Annotated in this window: 21 protein-coding genes, 1 tRNA gene and 1 pseudogene; 13 read left to right on the top strand and 10 right to left on the bottom strand. The window is 62.2% G+C overall.

The window, feature by feature from the left end; genetic code table 11:
* The first annotated feature begins 3 nt into the window (after positions 1-3).
* Complete coding sequence (gene eutC / locus CSQ91_RS16360; protein WP_099388971.1) at positions 4-777, top strand: ethanolamine ammonia-lyase subunit EutC; 774 nt, start codon at positions 4-6, stop codon at positions 775-777.
* On the opposite strand, the gene tsaD is transcribed toward eutC, so the two are convergent.
* On the bottom strand, positions 778-1818 hold the full coding sequence (gene tsaD / locus CSQ91_RS16355) for a tRNA (adenosine(37)-N6)-threonylcarbamoyltransferase complex transferase subunit TsaD (protein ID WP_034779881.1): 1041 nt from the start codon (positions 1816-1818) through the stop codon (positions 778-780). It abuts the gene before it with no gap.
* A gap of 209 nt (positions 1819-2027) precedes the next feature.
* Between tsaD and CSQ91_RS16350 the strand changes: the two genes are divergently transcribed.
* Positions 2028-2435 (top strand): nitrite reductase (NAD(P)H) small subunit, encoded by a 408-nt coding sequence (locus CSQ91_RS16350; protein WP_034779878.1) that lies wholly within the window; start codon positions 2028-2030, stop codon positions 2433-2435.
* A 126-nt stretch (positions 2436-2561) separates the two neighbouring features.
* On the opposite strand, the gene CSQ91_RS16345 is transcribed toward CSQ91_RS16350, so the two are convergent.
* Positions 2562-3623 carry a 3-deoxy-7-phosphoheptulonate synthase gene (locus CSQ91_RS16345; RefSeq protein ID WP_034779875.1) on the bottom strand — a complete coding sequence of 354 codons (1062 nt, stop codon included), beginning with the start codon at positions 3621-3623 and terminating at the stop codon, positions 2562-2564.
* Positions 3624-3767: 144 nt separating this feature from the next.
* Positions 3768-4445: a hypothetical protein gene (locus CSQ91_RS16340; RefSeq protein WP_099388970.1), complete on the bottom strand. Its 678-nt coding sequence runs from the start codon at positions 4443-4445 to the stop codon at positions 3768-3770.
* Positions 4446-4615: 170 nt separating this feature from the next.
* On the opposite strand from CSQ91_RS16340, the gene ybiB reads away from it, so the two are divergent.
* The 9 genes from ybiB to CSQ91_RS16295 all read left to right on the top strand — a co-directional run bounded on the left by ybiB (position 4616) and on the right by CSQ91_RS16295 (position 13918).
* A complete protein-coding gene (gene ybiB / locus CSQ91_RS16335; RefSeq protein WP_099388969.1) occupies positions 4616-5608 on the top strand; it encodes a DNA-binding protein YbiB in 993 nt (330 codons plus the stop codon).
* 56 nt (positions 5609-5664) lie between these two features.
* On the top strand, positions 5665-6879 hold the full coding sequence (locus tag CSQ91_RS16330; RefSeq protein ID WP_099388968.1) for an NAD(P)/FAD-dependent oxidoreductase: 1215 nt from the start codon (positions 5665-5667) through the stop codon (positions 6877-6879).
* 161 nt (positions 6880-7040) lie between these two features.
* On the top strand, positions 7041-7646 hold the full coding sequence (locus tag CSQ91_RS16325; RefSeq protein WP_099388967.1) for an FxDxF family PEP-CTERM protein: 606 nt from the start codon (positions 7041-7043) through the stop codon (positions 7644-7646).
* 155 nt (positions 7647-7801) lie between these two features.
* Positions 7802-8014: a 30S ribosomal protein S21 gene (gene rpsU, locus CSQ91_RS16320; RefSeq protein WP_008451879.1), complete on the top strand. Its 213-nt coding sequence runs from the start codon at positions 7802-7804 to the stop codon at positions 8012-8014.
* 193 nt (positions 8015-8207) lie between these two features.
* Positions 8208-8660: a GatB/YqeY domain-containing protein gene (locus tag CSQ91_RS16315; protein WP_034746974.1), complete on the top strand. Its 453-nt coding sequence runs from the start codon at positions 8208-8210 to the stop codon at positions 8658-8660.
* Positions 8661-8790: 130 nt separating this feature from the next.
* Positions 8791-10587, top strand: a complete 1797-nt coding sequence (dnaG, locus tag CSQ91_RS16310) for a DNA primase (protein ID WP_070254315.1) — start codon at positions 8791-8793, stop codon at positions 10585-10587.
* 465 nt (positions 10588-11052) lie between these two features.
* A complete protein-coding gene (gene rpoD / locus CSQ91_RS16305) occupies positions 11053-13293 on the top strand; it encodes an RNA polymerase sigma factor RpoD (protein WP_034779848.1) in 2241 nt (746 codons plus the stop codon).
* A gap of 109 nt (positions 13294-13402) precedes the next feature.
* Positions 13403-13481, top strand: a tRNA-Ile gene (locus CSQ91_RS16300).
* A gap of 101 nt (positions 13482-13582) precedes the next feature.
* Positions 13583-13918: an FKBP-type peptidyl-prolyl cis-trans isomerase gene (locus CSQ91_RS16295; RefSeq protein WP_099388966.1), complete on the top strand. Its 336-nt coding sequence runs from the start codon at positions 13583-13585 to the stop codon at positions 13916-13918.
* 16 nt (positions 13919-13934) lie between these two features.
* On the opposite strand, the gene CSQ91_RS16290 is transcribed toward CSQ91_RS16295, so the two are convergent.
* The 4 genes from CSQ91_RS16290 to CSQ91_RS16275 form a co-directional block, all read right to left on the bottom strand.
* The gene (locus tag CSQ91_RS16290; protein WP_099388965.1) at positions 13935-14129 is read right to left on the bottom strand and encodes a hypothetical protein; all 195 of its coding nucleotides are present in this window, start codon (positions 14127-14129) and stop codon (positions 13935-13937) included.
* Positions 14130-14226: 97 nt separating this feature from the next.
* Positions 14227-14940: a YjjG family noncanonical pyrimidine nucleotidase gene (locus CSQ91_RS16285; protein WP_099388964.1), complete on the bottom strand. Its 714-nt coding sequence runs from the start codon at positions 14938-14940 to the stop codon at positions 14227-14229.
* A gap of 82 nt (positions 14941-15022) precedes the next feature.
* Positions 15023-15469: a hypothetical protein gene (locus tag CSQ91_RS16280; protein ID WP_099388963.1), complete on the bottom strand. Its 447-nt coding sequence runs from the start codon at positions 15467-15469 to the stop codon at positions 15023-15025.
* A gap of 42 nt (positions 15470-15511) precedes the next feature.
* Complete coding sequence (locus CSQ91_RS16275) at positions 15512-16003, bottom strand: DUF4265 domain-containing protein (RefSeq protein ID WP_099388962.1); 492 nt, start codon at positions 16001-16003, stop codon at positions 15512-15514.
* Positions 16004-16057: 54 nt separating this feature from the next.
* On the opposite strand from CSQ91_RS16275, the gene CSQ91_RS16270 reads away from it, so the two are divergent.
* Positions 16058-16540: a GFA family protein gene (locus tag CSQ91_RS16270; RefSeq protein ID WP_306508768.1), complete on the top strand. Its 483-nt coding sequence runs from the start codon at positions 16058-16060 to the stop codon at positions 16538-16540.
* 11 nt (positions 16541-16551) lie between these two features.
* On the opposite strand, the pseudogene CSQ91_RS16265 reads toward CSQ91_RS16270, so the two are convergent.
* Positions 16552-17185: pseudogene (locus tag CSQ91_RS16265) on the bottom strand (glutathione S-transferase).
* 68 nt (positions 17186-17253) lie between these two features.
* Positions 17254-17973 (bottom strand): Crp/Fnr family transcriptional regulator, encoded by a 720-nt coding sequence (locus CSQ91_RS16260; RefSeq protein ID WP_034779829.1) that lies wholly within the window; start codon positions 17971-17973, stop codon positions 17254-17256.
* 548 nt (positions 17974-18521) lie between these two features.
* Here CSQ91_RS16260 and CSQ91_RS16255 point away from each other — a divergent pair.
* Positions 18522-20207 (top strand): methyl-accepting chemotaxis protein, encoded by a 1686-nt coding sequence (locus tag CSQ91_RS16255; RefSeq protein ID WP_099389293.1) that lies wholly within the window; start codon positions 18522-18524, stop codon positions 20205-20207.
* Here the strand turns inward: CSQ91_RS16255 and CSQ91_RS16250 are convergent, their stop codons facing one another.
* Complete coding sequence (locus tag CSQ91_RS16250; protein ID WP_099388960.1) at positions 20208-20426, bottom strand: oxidoreductase-like domain-containing protein; 219 nt, start codon at positions 20424-20426, stop codon at positions 20208-20210.
* Positions 20427-20531 lie beyond the last annotated feature (105 nt).

The following is a 20531-nucleotide window of genomic DNA, read 5'->3' as shown; positions in this document are numbered from 1 at the left end:
CGCATGGACGGGAACCATCCTTGGCAAGCCCTGCGCGCGTATACGGCGGCGCGCATCGCGCTGGGACGCCGCGGCGTGAGCGTGCCGACCCGCGCGCAGCTGGCGTTCCAGCTGGCCCACGCGCAGGCGCGCGACGCCGTGCACCTGGCGCTCGATGGCGAGGCCCTGGCGCAGGCGCTGGCGGAGCAGCGGCTGGCCAGCGTGCAGCTGCACAGCGCGGCCGCCACGCGCGCCGACTATCTGCAACGCCCCGACCTGGGACGCCGGCTCGACGACGCTTCACGCCTGCGGCTGGCCGCCGGTGCCACGGGAGCCGACCTGGCGCTGGTGGCGGCCGATGGCCTGTCGGCGCTGGCCGTGCAGCGCCATGCGGCACCCTTCCTGGCCGCCTTGCGCGAACGGCTGGCGCTGGAAGCGTGGACGCTGTCGCCGGTATGCATCGTGGCGCAGGGACGGGTGGCCATCGGTGACGAGGTGGGGGAATTATTGAAGGCGCGCGCCGTGCTGGTGCTGATCGGCGAGCGGCCGGGCTTGAGTTCCCCCGACAGCCTGGGCCTGTACCTGACGTGGGCGCCCGAAGCAGGTTTGCTGGACGAGCGCCGCAACTGCATTTCGAACGTGCGCCCCGAGGGGCTGGCGTATGCGCAGGCCGCATACCGGATGCACTACCTGCTGTCGCAGGCGTTCAGCCGGCAACTGTCGGGCGTGGGCTTGAAGGATGAAACGGTGGCGGAAGGCGCGGCCCTGGCGGGCGCGCGCAACTTCCTGCTGACGTGATCAGACTTCGCGGATTTCGTCCAGCGGCCAGCGCGGGCGCACGTTGAACGAGTAATCGTGCTTGGCGGCGTCGGGATTGATTTGCAGGCGCATGGCGCCGGCAAAGGCGATCATGGCCCCGTTGTCGGTGCAGAATTCCAGCTCCGGGTAATACACTTTGAAGCGCTTCTTGGCGGCGGCCGCGTTGAGCGAGGCGCGCAGTTGCGCGTTGGCGCCCACGCCGCCGGCGATCACCAGGCGTTTCAAGCCTGTGTGCTTGAGGGCCGAGACACACTTGGCTGTCAGCACGTCGACGATGGCGTCGACGAAGCCGCGCGCGATATTCGCCTTGTCCTGCTCGCAGATATTCGCGATGACTTTTTCTTCGTGGTTTTTCACCACCGTCAGCACGGCCGTCTTCAAACCGGAGAAACTGAAATTGAAATCCTTCGAGTGCAGCATGGGGCGCGGCAGCTTGTAGGCCAGCGGATCGCCGAATTCGGCCAGGCGCGAAATGGCGGGGCCGCCCGGATAACCGAGGCCCAGCAGCTTGGCCGACTTGTCGAACGCTTCGCCGGCCGCATCATCGAGCGTTTCGCCCAGCATCGTGTACTGGCCCACGCCATCGACGCGCATCAGCTGCGTATGGCCGCCCGACACCAGCAGGGCGATGAAGGGGAATTCCGGCGGCTCGGACGCCAGCAAGGGGGAGAGCAGATGGCCTTCCAGGTGGTGGATGCCCAGCACCGGCTTGTTGATGGCCAGGCCCAGGCTGCAGGCGACGGACGATCCGACCAGCAGCGCGCCGGCGAGGCCCGGCCCCTGCGTGTAGGCGATGGCGTCGATCTCGGGCAGGGTGATGCCGGCCTTGGCGAGGGTTTCTTCCAGCAGCGGAATGGCGCGGCGGATATGGTCGCGCGACGCCAGTTCCGGCACCACGCCGCCATATTGCTCGTGCATGGCGACTTGCGAATAGAGGGCGTGCGACAGCAGGCCGCGTTGCGTGTCGTACAAGGCCAGGCCGGTTTCGTCACAGGAGGATTCGACGCCAAGAACAATCATGAAGGTACTGAATAGGGAGGAGTAATCCGCCATTGTAAAGGAAAGCCGGGCAGTCCACCGTGCGGCCGGCGCACCATTTCGGCGGCAGTGTGCACTTGCGCAGTGCGCCGCGGGCCGGTTTTCCCCCGGTTTTTGGCCATTCTTCGCCTGTGCGGCACTGGCACCGCTCTTGCTTAGAGGTGCATGTGCCTTTCTCAAGGGAGCTAGCGATGTCGGAACAATGGAAAATGATTTGCCGCCTGAAGGACATGCCGCTGGCGGGCGCGCGCATGGTGCAACGGGGCCTGGCCTGGCAGGATTTGCCGGGCGTGGCGCTGTTCCGCGCGGCTGACGATACGGTGTATGCCTTGCTCGACACGGTGCCTTGTCTGGGCGGCCCGCTGGCGCATGGGGTGCTGATGGAGAAAAACCTGATGGGACCGAAAAACAGCTGGATCATCGAACTCGATTCGGGCCGCCTGGTGGCGCCCGTGCAGGGCATGGCGCGCCTGTACGCCGTGCGCATCATGGACGGGCGCATCTACCTGGATGTCAATGAACTCAATATCCCGGCCAGCAAGGCGGAACAGGCGCTGGCGGGATCGTTCGCCGTGCTGCCGCATGTGCAGATGGCTTGATATGCCTCGTGGTGGTGTCGGCTTACGCGCTGCGCGCTAAGCCGACCTACGCATTGACGCGCCCGTCGGGTAGGTCGGATCAGGCCCACAGGGCCGTAATCCGACAACATTGTTGGCCGTACTATTTTACGCCGGGCGATTGACGAGGTGCGCATGCGCATCGCGCAGCATGGTCGCCGTCGTGTCCCAGTCGATGCAGCCGTCGGTGACGGAGCAGCCGTAGGTCAGTTGCGACAGGTCTTGCGGGATCTTCTGGTTGCCGCCAACGATGTTCGATTCGATCATCACGCCCACCAGCGAGCGGTTGCCCTGGCGGATCTGGTTGACCACGTCGGCCATCACCAGCGGTTGCAGTTCCGGCTTCTTGTAGCTGTTCGCGTGCGAGCAGTCGACCACCAGGTTGGCCGGCAGCTTGGCCTTGGCCAGTGCCTGTTCGGCGATGGCGATCGACACCGAATCGTAGTTCGGACGGCCGTCGCCGCCGCGCAGCACGACGTGGCCATACGCGTTGCCGCGCGTGCGCACGATGGCCACATTGCCTTCGCCGTTAATGCCGAGGAAGGAGTGCGGGTGCGCCGACGACAGAATCGCGTTGACGGCGATGCTGATGTCGCCATCGGTGCCGTTCTTGAAGCCGACCGGGGTCGACAGGCCCGACGACATTTCGCGGTGCGTCTGCGATTCGGTGGTGCGCGCGCCGATGGCCGTCCAGGCGATCAGATCGCCCAGGTATTGCGGCGAGATCGGGTCCAGCGCTTCGGTGGCGGTGGGCAGGCCCAGTTCGCACACGTCGAGCAGGAACTGGCGCGCCTTTTCCATGCCTTCGTTGACCTTGAACGAGTCGTCCATATACGGATCGTTGATATAGCCTTTCCAGCCCGTGGTGGTACGCGGTTTTTCGAAATACACGCGCATCACCAGCAGCATCGTGTCCTTGACTTCCTCTTGCAGCGCTTTCAGGCGGCGCGCGTAATCGAGGCCGGCGACGGGGTCGTGGATGGAGCACGGGCCGACGACGACGAACAGGCGCTGGTCCTTGCGGTCGATGATGTTGCGCAGCGCTTCGCGGCCGCGGCTGACGGTCTCGAAGGCGCTTTCCGACAGGGGCAGCTTGGCGTGCAGTTCAGCCGGTGTCGGCATGGGCGCGAAGGAGGTGACGTTGATATTTTCGATGTCTGGCGTATTCATGATTCTGGCTCGGCTTTCGCTATTGCGTTCTTTAAGAGGCAATAGTGTAGCGGAAATGCGGCCTGGCGGCGGGGATGGCGCCAAAACGGGAATGCCTCAGTTGTTTTTATGGCAGGGCCGGCACGCCGCCGGCCCCCTGTGTGCTCAATGGCCGCCGGCCAGGCTGGCGCCAAAGGTATAGCGGGCGATGCGCTGGTAGTTGCCGGCCAGCTCGGGCGGCCGGGGCAGGCCGGGATGGCGCCGCACATGGTCGAGGATGGCGCTTTCGTGCTGGCGTATCTGTGCGTCCAGGCAGGCGACCTGCTGGCGCACGAGGGCGTGCAACGCATGCTGGCCGGCCTGCAGGTGCGCATTGAGGCGCGCCGATTCCTGCCGGCGCACGCCTTCCATGGCGTGCAGGCGGCGCAGCCACAGCCGTAGCTCCACATAGGCGGGCGAGGGCGGCGTCCAGCGCGCAGGGCGCCTGTGCTCGCAGTAGTGGGCCAGCACCGCGGCGCTGTGCGCCGCGTCCCCGGGCAAGCCATGGCTGCGGATATATTCTTCCAGCTGCGCGGGCTGGGCATCGCAGACCAGCATGCCCATGTCGGCCAGCATGCGGGCCGGCGCCTCGCTGTACGGCATATCGAGGCGCATGCAGACGCGCAAGCCCATGACGGGCACGTCGTTCCTTTGCAGCCAGCTGCGCAGCCAGCGGTAGCCGGCCACGTCGTTTTCCAGCACCTTGCACAGCATTTCGCCGCCCGAGAGCAGCACGGCTTTCAGCTGCAGCTTGCTCGTCTCGATGCCGACGAAGGCGCTTTCCCTTTTGCTTGCGTGTTCCATGATGAGTCCCCCCCTGTGCAGTCATATACGCAGCGGTGGCGCGTTTGGATGCAGTCGCGATGTAAATTCGTCCAAATTCGTCCCCAAAATAGCGTGAAAGACTGTTGCATTGGCGCCTATGGCGTCTTCCAGCCCCTCTGCAAGGGGAAAAATCCGTGTAAGCTGGCGCCATGACGACTGTTTCCATCCCCCATACCGATGTGGCCGGTGAGCCATTTCCCGCTGCACGTTTCATCAAAGAAATAGGACGCGGCAAGAACGGTGCGCGCAGCATGACGCGCGACGACGCCCGTGCCCTGTACCGCGCCATGCTTGAGGGCCGCGTGTCGGACCTGGAACTGGGCGGCATTTTGTTATCCATGCGCATCAAGGGCGAGTCCGTGGATGAGATCGCCGGCTTCCTCGACGCTGCCGAAGCATCGTTCGCGCCGCTGGCCGCGCCGGCCGGCGAATTTGCCCCGATCATCATTCCCAGCTACAACGGCGCCCGCAAGATGGCCAACCTGACGGCGTTGCTGGCGCTGCTGCTGGCGCGCGCGGGCGCACCCGTGCTCGTGCATGGCGTGACCGGCGATCCGGGCCGCATCACCACGGCCGAGGTGCTGGCCGCGCTGGGCGTGCCCGCCTCGCCGGACCATGCGCAAGCCGAGGCCGCCATGGCGCGCGGGGAAGCGGCCTTCCTGCCCATCGCCGCGCTGGCGCCGCGCCTGGCGCACATGCTGTCCCTGCGGCGCGTGCTGGGCGTGCGCAATTCCACGCATACCCTGGTGAAAATCATGCAGCCGTTCGCCGGGCCGGCCCTGCGCCTGGTGTCGTACACGCATCCGGAATACCTGGAAATGCTGGGTGAATATTTCCTGACTGCCTCAGATCCTGCACGCGGCGACGCTTTCCTGATGCGCGGCACGGAAGGCGAGACGGTAGCCAACGCCAACAAGGCGCAGCAGATCGACTGGTTCCATGGCGTGGAGCGCACGGTGCTGGTGGAAAAGCAGTTGCTGGTGGAAGAGTTGCCGCATTTGCCGGCCGAGCGCGATGCGGCCACCACGGCCGCCTGGATCGCTGCCGTGCTGCGCGGCGAGGTGCCCGTGCCGGCATCGATCGCCGAGCAGGTGGAGCAATGCCTGATGGCATCGCGGCAGATTGCCGCACGGCCGCGCTAGCCGCGTCGCCGCAGTTTACAATGGCGTCTTTGTAATCAGCGGTGACCGGAATTCTTATGGCAAAACAATTTGATGTGGCAGTGATCGGCGCGGGCGCGGCCGGCATGATGTGTGCGGCTGTTGCCGCCCAGCAAGGCAAGCGCGTGGTGCTGATCGATCACGCGGCCAAGCTGGCCGAAAAGATCCGCATCTCGGGTGGTGGACGGTGCAATTTCACCAATATTAACGCCACCCCGCAAAATTTCCTCTCGGAAAATCCGCACTTCTGCAAGAGCGCGCTGTCGCGCTACACGCCGCAGGATTTCCTCGCGCTGGTGAAAAAATACCGGATCGGTTACCACGAGAAGCACAAGGGCCAGCAATTCTGCAATGAGTCGGCCGAGCAGATCATCGACATGCTCAAGGACGAGTGCGCCGCTGGCGGCGTGCACTGGCGCATGCCGTGCAAGATCGACAATGTTGTCCAGCAAGATGATGGTGGCTTTGTGCTGCAGACCGATAGCGGCGACATCGAGACGGCCAGCATCGTCATCGCCACGGGCGGCCTGTCGATCCCGAAGATCGGCGCGACGGATTTTGCCTACCGCATCGCCAGGCAATTCGATTTGACGATGGTCGAACCGCGTCCGGCCCTGGTGCCGCTGACGTTCGATGCGGCCAGCTGGGCGCCGTTCGCGGAACTGTCCGGCATCGCCCTGGAAGTCGATGTGGAGACGGGCAGCCTGAAAGGCCGCAAGGCAACGGGCGCGCGTTTCCGCGAAGATTTGCTGTTCACGCACCGCGGCCTGTCGGGCCCGGCGATCCTGCAGATTTCCAGCTACTGGCAGCCGGGCGAGCCCATCGTCATCAACCTGTTGCCGGAAGTGGACGTGGCGCAGACCTTGATCGAAGGCAAGGGTACCCTGAAGAAGCAGCTGGGCAATATCGTCGCGCAATGGCTGCCGCAGCGCCTGGCCGACTGCTTGCTGGCCGTCAACGGCCTGGCGCCGGACGCGCGCATCGCCGACATGCCCGACGCGCAGTTGCGCAAGCTGGGGCTGGCCATCAATGCCTGGTCCATCGTGCCGAACGGTTCCGAAGGCTACCGCAAGGCGGAAGTGACGCGCGGCGGCATCGACACGCGCGAACTGTCGCAGCAGACAATGATGGCCAATAAAGTGCCAGGCCTGTATTTCATCGGCGAAGCTGTTGACGTGACGGGCTGGCTGGGTGGCTACAACTTCCAGTGGGCCTGGGCTTCCGGCGTGGCGGCAGGTATTGCCTTGCAGTAACAATCAGTTGTCATTTTGGCGCGGCAAGTGATTATTGGTGACAATGTTCTTGACTTCGATCAAGTGATGTTGAATACTTGGCATGTAAATTAATTTTTAGACATTTTTCATGCCTGGTGGTAATTAGTCAGGCATTCCCCTGACCATGCCCTGGAGTCGCCATGAAACGCCTGATCGCCACCGTCGCAGCAACCGTACTCACCAGCGCCGCCTTTGCCAGCACCCCCGTGCTGAGCAACGGTGGCTTTGAAAACAATTCTGTCGGTGGCGGCTACGTCTATGGCAATGTGGCGCCGGGCTGGAGCTTCACGGGCGGCGCCGGCGTGTCGGCCAGCTACACGGCGTGGAATGGCGTGGCGCAGGAGGGCAACGCCTTTGCTTTCCTGCAAAATACGGCATCGATCTCGCAAAGCTTCGTCAGCTCGGGTGCCGCCGACTACTCGTTCGCCTTCAACCTGGCGCTGCGTCCCGGCTACGATCAGGGCCAGGCCGTGACGGTCAGCCTCGATGGCAGCCTGCTGGGCCAGTACGCGGTGACCAGCACGGGCTGGACCGGCTTCAACGTGAACGCGCTCAACATCGGTGCCGGCAGCCATACCCTGAGCTTTGCCGGCATCAACCCGAACAATGCCTACGATACCTCGGCCTTCCTCGATGGCGTCAGCATGAACGTCAGCGCCGTGCCGGAACCGGGCACGTACGCCATGCTGCTGGCGGGCTTGGGCCTGCTGGGCTTCATGGCGCGCCGCCGCAAGAGCGCCATTTGAGGTAAACTGCTGCCAGGATGCGTGGTTTACACCACAGCCGGGCAGCAATCTCAGGCTGCATGCCGCACGCAAGTGGGGGAGGGGCTTCCCTTTCCGATTAAAAGCTGCTACTATCTATCTCTTCCTATACACCACCTCAACGGTTTGAATTTTACATGACCACTATTCGCCTTAAAGAAAACGAGCCGTTCGAAGTCGCAATGCGTCGCTTCAAACGCACCATCGAAAAAACGGGTCTGCTGACCGAATTGCGCGCTCGCGAATTCTACGAAAAGCCAACAGCTGAGCGCAAGCGCAAGCTGGCAGCTGCTGTAAAGCGTCATTACAAACGCATCCGCAGCCAACAACTGCCGAAAAAATTATTCTAAGACTGTTCAGTCAGAACCAACCCGGGTAGTTCGGCGCATTGTTCGCCACGGGTTTTGTTTTGATTCGCCTGGAGTGATACTTCAGATGAGTCGCATGCCCGCTCCGGTTCGCCGCAGCGGGTTTTCGCTTTTGTGGCCGCCTGCTTGGTTCACACACGAGCATTGAACCCCACTTACCAACACGAGGATTGCCATGAGCTTGAAAGAACAAATTACCGAAGACATGAAAAACGCCATGCGCGCCAAGGAAGCGGGCAAGCTGGGCACGATTCGCCTGTTGCTGGCGGAAATCAAGCGCAAGGAAGTCGACGAGCGCATCGAATTGACGGACGCCCACGTGACGGCCATCGTGGAAAAGATGATCAAGCAGCGCAAGGATTCGATCACCCAGTTCGAGGCCGGTGGCCGTGCCGATCTGGCCGACATCGAAAAAGCCGAGCTGGTGCACCTGACGGGCTACATGCCTGCCGGCCTGTCCGACGAAGAAGTGGCGGCCGAAGTGGCTGCCGCCGTGGCCGCCTCGGGCGCCGCCGGTCCGCAAGACATGGGCAAGGTCATGGCCATCGTCAAGCCGAAGCTGGCGGGCCGCGCCGACATGACCGTGGTGTCCGCCCTGGTCAAGAAAGCCTTGACGCCGGCAGCGTAAGCATACAATAGTATCAAGGGCTGCCAGCCGTCGCGCTGGCAGCCTGTTAACAGCCCGCACGTTGACCTGGCTCAACCTCAGGCCGCGTGCGGTAGTATAGTCTGACCTATAACAAGACCCGCCCTAGCCAGTGATACCTCAATCCTTCATTTCCGATTTGCTCAACCGCGTCGATATCGTCGATGTCGTGGGGCGCTATGTGCAACTGAAAAAAGGTGGCGCCAATTTCATGGGCTTGTGCCCGTTCCACAGTGAAAAATCGCCCAGCTTTACCGTCAGCCCTACCAAGCAGTTCTATCACTGCTTCGGCTGTGGCGCGCATGGCACCTCGATCGGCTTTTTGATCGAATACTCGGGCATGGGCTTTGTCGACGCCGTCAAGGACCTGGCGCAGAACGTGGGCATGGTTGTGCCGGAAGCGGACGACAAGATCCCGCCGGCCCAGCGCGCGCAGATCCAGGCGCAAAGCATGGCCCTGTCCGACGCCATGACGCAGGCGTGCGATTATTACCGCGGGCAATTGCGCCACGCGCCGGAAGCCATCGCCTACCTGAAGAACCGGGGCTTGACGGGCGAAGTGGCCGCTCGCTTCGGCATGGGTTTTGCGCCCGGCGGTTGGGATAACCTGCGCTCCGTCTTCCCCGACTACGACGTGGTGGCACTGGCCGAGGCTGGTCTCGTGATCGACAAGGTCGATGAAGAGGGCAATAACCGCAAGCGCTACGACCGTTTCCGCGAGCGCATCATGTTCCCGATCCGCAATACCAAGGGGCAAGTGATCGCCTTTGGCGGCCGCGTGCTCGACCATGGCGAACCGAAATACCTGAACTCGCCGGAAACCCCCTTGTTTTCCAAGGGTTTCGAACTATATGGACTGTTCGAGGCGCGCCAGGCCATCCGCGACGCCGGCTATGTGCTGGTGACGGAAGGCTACATGGACGTGGTGGCGCTGGCGCAGATGGGTTTCCCGCAAGCGGTGGCGACCCTGGGTACGGCGTGCACGCCCACCCACGTGCAAAAACTGCTGCGCCAGACCGATAACGTGATTTTCAGCTTCGACGGCGACAAGGCCGGCCGCCGCGCCGCCCGCCGCGCGCTGGAGGCGAGCCTGGCCCATGTGTCGGACAATAAAACCATCAAATTCCTGTTCTTGCCGTCGGAACACGATCCGGACAGCTATATCCGTGAATTCGGCGCCGAAGGTTTTGAACAGCAAGTGCATGAAGCCATGCCGCTGTCGCAATTCTTGCTGAAAGAAGTGTCGGGCGAGCATGATCTGTCGGAACCGGAAGGGCGCGCCCGCGTGCAGTTCGATGCCAAGCCCCTGCTGCAGCTGATGGCGCCATCGTCGCTGCGCCTGCAGATCGTGCGCGGCCTGGCGCAGCTGACGCAGTCCACGCCGGCCGAGATCGAAGCCCTGTTCGAACTGGCGAAACCCGTTGCCGTGGCGCGCCGCGCGCCGCCGAAATCGGGCCGCCCTGTGCCCGTGGGCCTGGAATTGAAGATCATGCGCATGCTGGTGGCGCATCCGCCCCTGACCATGCGTATCGACGAGGCCGCTCTCACCGCCTTCCAGCACCTGGGGCCCGATGCGGCGCACAGCCTGGGGCAGCTGGTGGCCGTGGGCCAGGCGCTGGGCGAGCACGGCAGTTTCGCCGCGCTGGCGCAGCAGTTGAAGGAGCTGGGCAGCGAATACGACGAGATCATCGGCGAGATCGCGGCCGGCACGGAATCCGATTACGACAGCGAATTGTCGTGGCTGGTGAGCACCATCCGCGAGATCAAATTGAATGCCTTGAAGGCGGAATTGCAGCAATTGTTCGCGTCGGGTTTGCCATCGGAGAAAATTGGTGTACGCTACCGCGAAATCATGCAGGAGCAAGGCGACCTGGAGCGCGAGCGCGATGCCGAGTTGGTGAATCGCTAACCTTGCTCTGAGGGTATGGCGCGCACTGGAAAAACATTTTTCGCGTGCTATAATTAAATGCTAAGTATTGTGTGCTTTGGCAAGCTAGTTCTGTTTCGTAAATAGTATTTGTTTTCAGTAAGTTAGGCTCTTGATCGGCGCGGTGGATCGTGTCGGCAGCCAGAGCCAACTGGCGTTTTCGGCGTTGCGGGCAAGGGCTCGCAGACGCTGGCAAGCCGCGCCAGGCTCTCGCTCCCAACGCGGTCGATGCAGGAATTTTTGCCGAGACGGCTGGCAACAGCCGGTGGACAGGAATTGCTGCGCTTCCCGCGGATCGTGGCCGATGAGGTGTAAGTAACGTAACAGTGTCGAATTTGCGTTGTCGGCAGGTTCGAAGATGGTGGTTCCCGCAGGTAGACAGGGAACTGGCAGCAAACTTTATCCTAATCCACCGTAAAGCAAGTCGTTGTGTAATCGAAAGCGCCTGTGCCAATCAAGAAACCCGAATCCAAAGCGGCTGTAAAGCCCACTAAAGTTACCACGAAAGCCGAAAAGGCGCTCGACCGGCCAGAAGCGCGCGTCACCAGCGCGCCCGTGGTCAGCCAGACCACCGATGCCGCCACCCTGGCGGCGATCGATACGTCCGGTTATGTCTTGCCGTCGGTAAAAGTGCCAGGCCGCCGCGGCCGCAAGCCAAAAGAATTCCAGCCAGAAAATGATGAAGTCGCCGCCCTGAACGCCGTCGAGCGGGCTGAACTGAAGGCCGTCGACAAGGCCAAGGCGAAGGATCGCAAGGCGAAAGAGCGCGCGCTGCTGAAGGACGCTTTCTCGTCCGACACGGAAGCGAGCGAGGAAGAACTCGAGCGCCGGCGCCAGAAACTCAAGACCCTGATCAAGTTCGGCAAGGAGCGCGGTTTCCTGACCTATGCGGAAATCAACGATCACTTGCCCGAAAACATCGTCGATCCGGAAGCCATCGAAGGCATCATCGGTACCTTCAATGACATGGGCATCGCCGTCTACGAGCACGCGCCCGATGCGGAAACGTTGTTGCTGTCCGATAACGTTGCCGTCGTCACCAGCGATGACGAGGCGGAAGCGGCAGCCGAGGCCGCATTGTCGACCGTTGACTCCGACTTTGGCCGCACCACCGACCCCGTGCGCATGTACATGCGCGAGATGGGCTCGGTCGAGCTGCTGACGCGCGAAGGCGAGATCGAGATTGCCAAGCGGATCGAAGATGGCTTGAAAGACATGATCCAGGCCATTTCCGCCTGTCCCGTGACGATCGCCGAGATCATCGCCGCCGCCGACCGCATCGCCAACGAAGAGATCAAGATCGACGAAATCGTCGACGGCCTCGTCGATGAAAACGAACCGGTCGCCGCCGCGCCTGTCGTGGCTGCTCCCGTCGAAGAAGACGAGGAAGAAGGCGAAGCGGAAGAAGAGGAAGTCGAAGAAGAGGAAGAGGCGAGCGCTTCCGGCGCAGCCGGCTTCTCCGCCGAGCAGCTGGAAACCCTGAAACGCACGGCGCTGGAAAAATTCGCCATCATTTCGCAGCAATTCGACAAGATGCGCCGCGCCTTCGAGAAAGAAGGCTACAACTCGAAACCCTACGCCAAGGCGCAGGAAGCCATTTCGCAAGAGTTGCTGGGCATCCGCTTCACGGCCAAGGTCGTGGAAAAACTGTGCGACACCCTGCGCGGCCAGGTCGACGAAGTGCGCCATATCGAAAAGCAGATTCTCGATGTGGCCGTGAACCGCTGCGGCATGCCGCGCGCTCACTTCATCAAGGTCTTCCCGGGCAATGAAACCAACCTCGACTGGGTCGATGGCGAAGTCAACGCAGGACACGCGTATAGCGCCATCCTGGGCCGCAACATTCCGACCGTCAAGGAACTGCAGCAGCGCCTGATCGACCTGCAGGCGCGCGTCGTCTTGCCGCTGCCGGACTTGCGCAACATCAACCGCCAGATGGCGGCCGGTGAAATGAAGGCGCGCAAGGCCAAGCGCGAAATGACGGAGGCCAACTTGCGCCTGGTCATTTCGATCGCCAAGAAATACACGAACCGCGGCCTGCAATTCCTCGACCTGATCCAGGAAGGCAATATCGGCCTGATGAAGGCCGTCGACAAGTTCGAGTATCGCCGCGGCTACAAGTTCTCGACGTATGCGACCTGGTGGATCCGCCAGGCCATCACGCGCTCGATCGCCGACCAGGCGCGCACGATCCGGATTCCCGTGCACATGATCGAGACGATCAACAAGATGAACCGGATTTCCCGCCAGATCCTGCAGGAAACGGGCGCGGAACCCGATCCGGCCACCCTGGCGATCAAGATGGAGATGCCCGAGGACAAGATCCGCAAGATCATGAAAATCGCCAAGGAACCGATCTCGATGGAAACGCCGATCGGCGACGACGACGATTCCCACCTGGGCGACTTCATCGAGGACAACAACACCCTGGCGCCGGCCGACGCGGCCCTGCACGCCTCCATGCGCGGCGTCGTCAAGGACGTGCTCGATTCCCTGACGCCACGCGAAGCGAAAGTGCTGCGCATGCGTTTCGGCATCGAGATGTCCACCGACCACACCTTGGAAGAAGTGGGCAAGCAATTTGACGTGACGCGCGAGCGCATCCGCCAGATCGAAGCCAAGGCGCTGCGCAAGCTGCGCCACCCATCGCGCTCCGACAAGCTGAAAAGCTTCTTGGAAGGCAACTAGAAGCCAATAGGGCTTGACGCGCGCCCCTGATACCCCTATCCTCGCGTGTCCGTTTACAAAACGGCCGCGCGAGGCGGGTATCAACAGCGCCGCCACGCCGCAGTCCCCCGGGCCTCTAGCTCATGCTTGGTTAGAGCAGCGGACTCATAATCCGTTGGTGCCGTGTTCGACTCACGGGAGGCCCACCAGAATTTGCAGTAGTGATCGAAGCCCCGGCGGGCCACTGCCGGGGCTTTTTTTTATGCTGTCGTACAATCGCGGCATTGCGATTGATGAAGGATGAAACAAGATGACGGCTGAAGTGAAGATTGAAGACATCGTCGTTGGTGACGGCAAGACGGCGGCGCGCGGTGCGCTGGTGACTGCCCATTACCGGGGCTGGCTGGAAGATGGCACGGAGTTTGACTCGTCGCACAAGCGGGGCGAACCGTTCCGCTGTGTGTTGAGCAATAACAAGGTCATCCAGGGCTGGATTCTGGGTTTGCATGGCATGCAGGTCGGTGGCACGCGCAAGCTGTGGGTGCCGGCGGCGCTGGGGTATGGCGAGCGGCAGGTGGGCTTGATTCCACCACATTCCAATTTGGTCTTCGAGATTGAGTTGCTGGAAGTGCTGACACGCGATTGATGTCTGGATGGTGTAATCAGACAGATACGACGTCGTTTTTTTGCGCGAGCAGTTGTTCGATATCGGCGCGTAGCGCCTGCTGGGTGGGGGCGGTGGCATCGCGAAAGGCCACGTAGCCGACCAGCCTGAGCTTGCCCGCCTGGCGCTTGGCCAGCATGGCAAAGAACAGGATCAATGCCTCGATGGCGAGCAAGACGGTGCAGGAAGGCATGGGCTGGCACCAGGATGGACGAGTCCTGATGGTACGCGAACAGCGGCGTGTTTTCGTGTCGCTGTCGGCGTATTTCAGGTGCAGCCTTTGTTGAAGATCAAGCCTGTTTCAAGTTGATCTGCATCACGTCCAGCGCCGGCACGATGTCTTGCAGGCTGGCCACTTCATAGGTAGGGATGGCGGCCGAGGTATTGGCCATGCTGTCCGGATTGAACCAGCAACTGTCGATGCCGTAGCGGTTGGCGCCCAGGATGTCGGCGTCCAGCCGGTCGCCGATGATGATGGTCGCGTCCTTGCTGCATGCGCGCGCCATGTTGGCCGCGTATTCGAAGAAGCGCACGTCCGGCTTGGCGTGGCCGCATGCTTCGGAGGTGGCAACAAAGGAGATGCAGTCGCTCAGGCCGGAGGCGGCGATGCGGCGGTTCTGGATGGATTCGACGCCATTGGTGATGATGCCCACTTCGCCGATGCGCGACAGGGTTTCGCACACTTGTTTGGCGCCATCGATGAGCACGACCGTGTCCGGCAGGGAGTCAAGATACAGCCGGCTGGCCAGTTCCGGGTCGATGGCGATGCCGTTCATTGCAAACGTCTTGCGGAAGCGCTCCACCTTCAGGAAGTCCTTGCTCACGTCACCCGTTTCGAAACGTTTCCACAGGTCGACGTTGATCGCCTGGTATTGGGAAAACAGCGCGTCGATGCCATCGTGCAAGCCCAGTTCGTCCATGGTGTGCAGGAACGAGCGTTTTTCGGACGCCCGGAAGTCGAGCAGGGTATCGTCGAGGTCAAACAGGAATAGCTTGTATTTCATGGCGTGTCATTGAAAGGAACTTGTCTTGCATCGTAGCACGTAGCGATGAGTTCGGTTGCGCTGAGGAGTGCTAGCGAGTCGTCTATTTGCACTGAAACCTGACCATTTTCGTTCGCTGTTCAAGGGCCGCGATGCACTGTTTGACTCTTGGCAAATCCATACGCAGGTAGCGCTCGGTGACGGCACGTGCCCCTTCGCTGGGCGGAGCCAGGATAGGCAAGGCCTCGGCGTTCGCCGGCGGCTGATTCGCCGGATGGGACAGCATGCGCACACCGTCGAGCCTGGCGGCGGGCAGGTTCCAGCTCGAGGGAATCGCTTGTGGGCAAGAACCGGCGGCAACGTGCGCTGCGGCAACGGGCCGCATCGTCGTGGCCGCGATGGCTAATGCCAGCGGCTTCATCCGACCACCGAATAGAGTTCTGGGCGATTCGATGCCCGCCGCCGAACGGCCGAAGTAGATCACGCGGGCGCCGGGTTTGTGATTGCGCCCTTGGCCGAAAATTTCAATGCCGCCAAGCACCTGGCGCATGAAGAGCGCCGCATGGTTGCCCTGCCGCAGGTTCTGATAGGCTTACATATCGACCCACCAGTTGAGCAAAGTTTCATCATCGTCGTCGTCGAGGTTGACGTAGATATTGGCGAAGTACCATTCCACGCCCGTCGCTGTGCGGAAGGCGTCGAAGGGGGCGTTGACGTTGTAGATGCCGTGATGCCCCGGTACGCTGAAGGTGAGGTTGCCCTTGTACTGGCCATCCATCGTGCCGCCCAACTGGCTTTGCACGTCGCGTTCGAGCTGGTCCACTGCCTCTTGCGACACGTCGTCGGCATAGATCTGGATGCAGAAGTTACCGCCGCGCTTCAGTACATCGGCAGGGGCTAGCGGGTTGGCAATGTTGACGATGTCGCCGCGCGCCAGGTTCAGGGTCAGGCCGGGCGAGGCCAGCAGTTCGTAGACGTGCTCGTCGATCTGGCGCGCAGGCAGGGTTTCATACACGGGACCCTTGGTGTTTTCGCCTGCCAGTACGCGGATGTGCGGCAAGCCTTCGCAATTGATGTCTTCCATTTATTCTTTCATAGTGCCGGCGCCACGCACATTGGGCTGCGCCAGGGTGGGTTTATGGCAATATTGTACCGGGTACGTGCCGGCTGGCCGGGTACGCAACGCTGCAAACGAGGAGATGCGATGGAGAATGTGGTGCAAACAGGCGGCTGTTTATGTGGCGCCGTGCGCTTTGAAGTGACAGGCGAGGGCGGCAATCCGCACAGCTGTTCCTGCCGCAATTGCCAGCAGCACACGGGCGCGCCGGCGGTGGCGTGGGTGGAGTTTGCGCGCGATCAAGTGCGCTGGACGGGTACGGCCGGTGCACCGGCAACATACCGTTCTTCCGATTATTCCAGCCGGGCCTTCTGTGCTGCTTGCGGCAGTTCCATCGGTGCCATCGACGATGCGCCCACGGTGGCCTTGCTGGTGGGCAGTTTTGACGATCCTGCCCAGGCGGCCTTTGCACCCGAATATCACTCGTTTGACGATGTCAGGCCGGGCTGGTGGCACTTCGATCCGGCCGCCGCTATACCCGGGCCGGGCGGCGCAGGCAAATAGCCTGCGGCGCGTCAGACTGGCGGCGTGGCCAGGAAGGCGGGCAAGGTTTCCGCCGAGCGCGTGTAGGCGTGGATGGCCGGGTAATCGCTGGGTTTGACGATATCGGGCGTTTCCAGCTGGGCGAAGCTCCAGCCGACGGCGATGGTCACGCCCGCTCCAGCCGACGGCGATGGTCACGCCCGCCTGGTCGATACTGCCAGTCTCGCCAGGCAGGGGCAGGTGCGCGCATTCCTGTTCCAGCGCGTTCCAGGCGGCATGCAGCTGCATGCTGACCCGTTCCAGCCACGGCGCATGTTGCTTGTCGAGCGGACGCAGCTTGCGTTCGTAGACGATTTGCACGGCTTTTTCATAGGCGGCCAGCGCGAGGCCCGTCAGGCGCAGCGCGCGCACGCTGTCGGCGAGGGCGGGGACGGCGGTGCCCGGACGCAGCAGCGATAGATAGTGGAGTATCAAGGTGGAATCCATCAGCACTTGCCCGTCGTCCAGTACCAGGGTCGGCACCTTGATGACGGGGTTGATCTCGCGCACGGCATCCATGTTGCGGAACACGGATAGCGGCAAGTGCTCGTAGGAAATTCCCTGCAGTTGCAAACAGATGGCGACCCTGCGCACATAGGGCGAGTCGAGCATGCCGATCAGTTTCATGGCCAGTCTCCGGGGTAGTCAGGAATATCTACGATACCCGCTTGCCTGCCCGTTTGCCAGCGTGGTGCTTAATTGTGTGCGCTGATGCCGCTGCGGAACTGTTCAAAACCGGCGCGCGCTGCCTTGTAGCAATTGCCGGCGGCCGCTTCCAAGCCTTCGCGGTCGAGCACTTCGACCGTGCCGCGGCGGTACTGGATCAAGCCTTCGTCCTGCAGTTTGCGGGCCGTGACGGTGACGCTTTCGCGGCGCACGCCCAGCATGTTGGCCATGGTGTCTTGCGTCACTTTTAATTCGTTCGACAGCGAACGGTCGAGGCGGTCCAGCAGCCAGCGGCACAGTTTTTGTTCGATGCTGCAATGACGGCCGCCCACCACGTTCTGCGCCATTTGCGCGAACATGGCGCTGGTGTAGCGCATCAGCAATTGTGCCAGCGCGCCGCCTTCATTGAACACTTCGCGCAGGAAGGCTGTTTTCAAGCGATAGCCGTAGCCGGCCGTCTGCACGATGGCCGTGCAGGTGGCGCGCTCGGCTTCGTACAGCACCACGCCAGCCACGCCTTCGCGGCCGATGACGGCGATCTCGGTGGTGGCGCCGTCTTCCATCACATACAACAGGGAAACGATGGCGTTGGTGGGGAAGTACGTGTATTCAATCTTGCCGCCGCAATCGAACAGGTGCTTGCCGGCAGGCAAAGCGACCAATTCCAGTTGGCAGAACAGGCGCTCCAGATCGGTGCGCGACAAGGCGCGCAGCAATTCGTTCTGTTGTGCGCCCGTGATGCTGATCATCGGGGTGGCGGGAGCGGCTTGCCAGTTGTGCTGGGCGGCGGCGTGGTTATTCGTTGCTGGGGTCAGGTTGCTATAAGCTTTGTACATGGTAGGGCCTCGTCTTCTGATTTTGTTGGATGGCGCTGCTTTTCTGGCTTGCTAGCGTTGTGCTGAATCTTGTATCCACTATAGGACCAGGGGCCGCGGACGGGCATCGGATGAGCCGACGCGCTTATGTAGGCTAGGAACATTGCCTCGTGTCATCCGACTCCTACGCCTGCCGCTGCATTTTTCCCTGTAGAAACAACGTTGTCTGGAAAAAATACGCCGCCTTGCCCGCTACCCGTGAACTTTGGCCGCATACCTTGATCAAACCCCTCTGCGCTGCAGTACGACGGTGATAAAATGTTGCGCTGCGGAAATTCGACTGGTGTTTCGGGATGCGCTGCTGTCCTTGCCCTCCATCACTGTTTACTTCCGCTGCAGCCTGCCCTCACTGCCCGCGCCGTGCATTTGCCGGAGCGCGGCCATCTTGTCCCGTTTACCCGTCTAATGAAGGAATGCAACGCATGAAATGGTTTTTTGATCTGAAAATTGCCACCAAGCTGATCTTGTCGTTTGGCGCCGTGCTGCTGTTGACGGCCGCGCTGGGCGTGTCGGCGATCTTTTCCATGGCGCGCATCAATACCGCGTCGACGGACCTGTCCGCCAACTGGATGCCCAGCGTGCTGGCGGCCATGTCCATGCGCAGCGATGTCAGCGATTTCCGCCGCTGGGAACTGGCGCACATGCTGGCCGCGCAGGATGCCGACATGGCGCAGAACGAAACGCGCATGACGGAAACCCAGGCCAAGCTGAAGGTGGACGGCGACAAGTACCGCAGCCTGATTTCCGAACCGGGCGAGCGGGAAGTATTCGAGCGCTTCCTGGCGCTCAACGATGAATTCATGCGCCTGCATGCAACCATGCTGAGCCTGTCGCGCGAGATGAAAAAGGAAGAGGCGCGCGCGTTGGCCGTGGGGCCGTCCGCCAAGGTCATGGCGGACATGATGGTGACCCTCGATAAGCTGGTGTCGATTAACACGGATGGCGGCGTGCGCTCGAGCGCCAGCGCTGATGCAACGTATGCGGCCTCGCGTGCCAGCCTGATCGGCCTGCTGGTGGGCAGCGTCGTCATCGGCATGCTGCTGGCGCTGTGGGTGGCGCGCAGCGTGGCGCGTCCGCTGATCGAGGCCGTCGGCGTGGCGCGCCAGGTGGCGGCTGGCGATTTGACGGCGCATATCGTTGTGCAATCGCAAGACGAAACGGGGCAATTGATGCAGGCCCTGAAGGACATGAATGCCAGCTTGCAAAAGCTGGTGGGCCAGGTGCGCAGCGGCACCGATACGATTGCCACGGCGTCGAGCCAGATTGCCGCCGGCAACCAGGATTTGTCGTCGCGCACGGAAGAGCAGGCCAGTTCGCTGGAAGAAACGGCTTCGTCGATGGAGGAGCTGACCTCGACCGTGAAGCAGAATGCGGACAATGCGCGCCAGGCCAACACCATGGCGCTGACCTCGTCGAGCATCGCCATCGAGGGCGGCAAGGTCGTCGGCGAAGTGGTGGGCACGATGGCGTCGATCAACGCTTCGTCGCGCAAGATCGTCGACATCATCGCCGTCATCGACGGCATTGCTTTCCAGACCAATATCCTGGCCCTGAATGCGGCCGTCGAGGCGGCGCGCGCAGGCGAGCAGGGGCGCGGCTTTGCCGTCGTGGCCACGGAAGTGCGCAACCTGGCGCAACGTTCGGCCGCCGCGGCCAAGGATATCAAGGTCCTGATCGGCGATTCGGTCGAGAAAGTCGAGGCGGGGTCAAAACTGGTGGACCAGGCGGGCCGCACGATGGATGACATCGTGGCCAGCATCACCCGCGTGACGGATATCATGAGCGAGATCACGGCCGCCAGCAGCGAGCAGAGCGCCGGTATCGAGCAGGTTAACCAGGCGATTGCCCAGATGGACCAGGTGACGCAGCAAAATGCGGCTCTGGTGGAAGAGGCGGCGGCAGCGGCCGAATCGATGCAGGAGCAGGCCGCCAGCCTGAGTGACGTGGTCAGCATCTTCAAGCTCGACGTGGCCAGTGCCGCCGCAACCCGGCCGCGCGCGCCAGTCCTCGTCAAGGCGCCGGCCGCCGTGACGCCGGCAGCGGCGCCGCGTCAATTGGCCGACACGGCGCGTCGCACGGCGCCAGTGGATGAGTGGGAAAGCTTTTGATTAAGCGCGCTTGCGCGGTTTTTTGACGCCCTGAGTGGCGGGCGCGGTAGCGGCTTGCTGGCGCTGTTGCCACGCCCTCAGGGCCTCTTCGTAGGCAGCCAGGTCTTCCTGGTACATTTCCAGTACGCAAAAGGTGCAACCGCTGTGGCAACACTCGTCATTGCCCGGTTTGCTGGGCGCTTGCGGTTGCGGATCGTGGGGTAAAGGCGGGGTGGGCATGGTGAGGGCAGGGGGCGGCGGAAGAGGCATCGGAGCTGGCATCGCAGTTGCCATCATACGGCATCCCGGCGTGCCGTTGCTGGAACGCTTTTTGCTCAAAAATCA

This window comes from Janthinobacterium sp. BJB301 (genome assembly GCF_002735685.1).
Classification (GTDB): Bacteria; Pseudomonadota; Gammaproteobacteria; order Burkholderiales; family Burkholderiaceae_D; genus Janthinobacterium; species Janthinobacterium lividum.
Note: the sequence above shows the minus strand (reverse complement) of the source record. Positions and strands in the feature narration are given on the sequence as shown.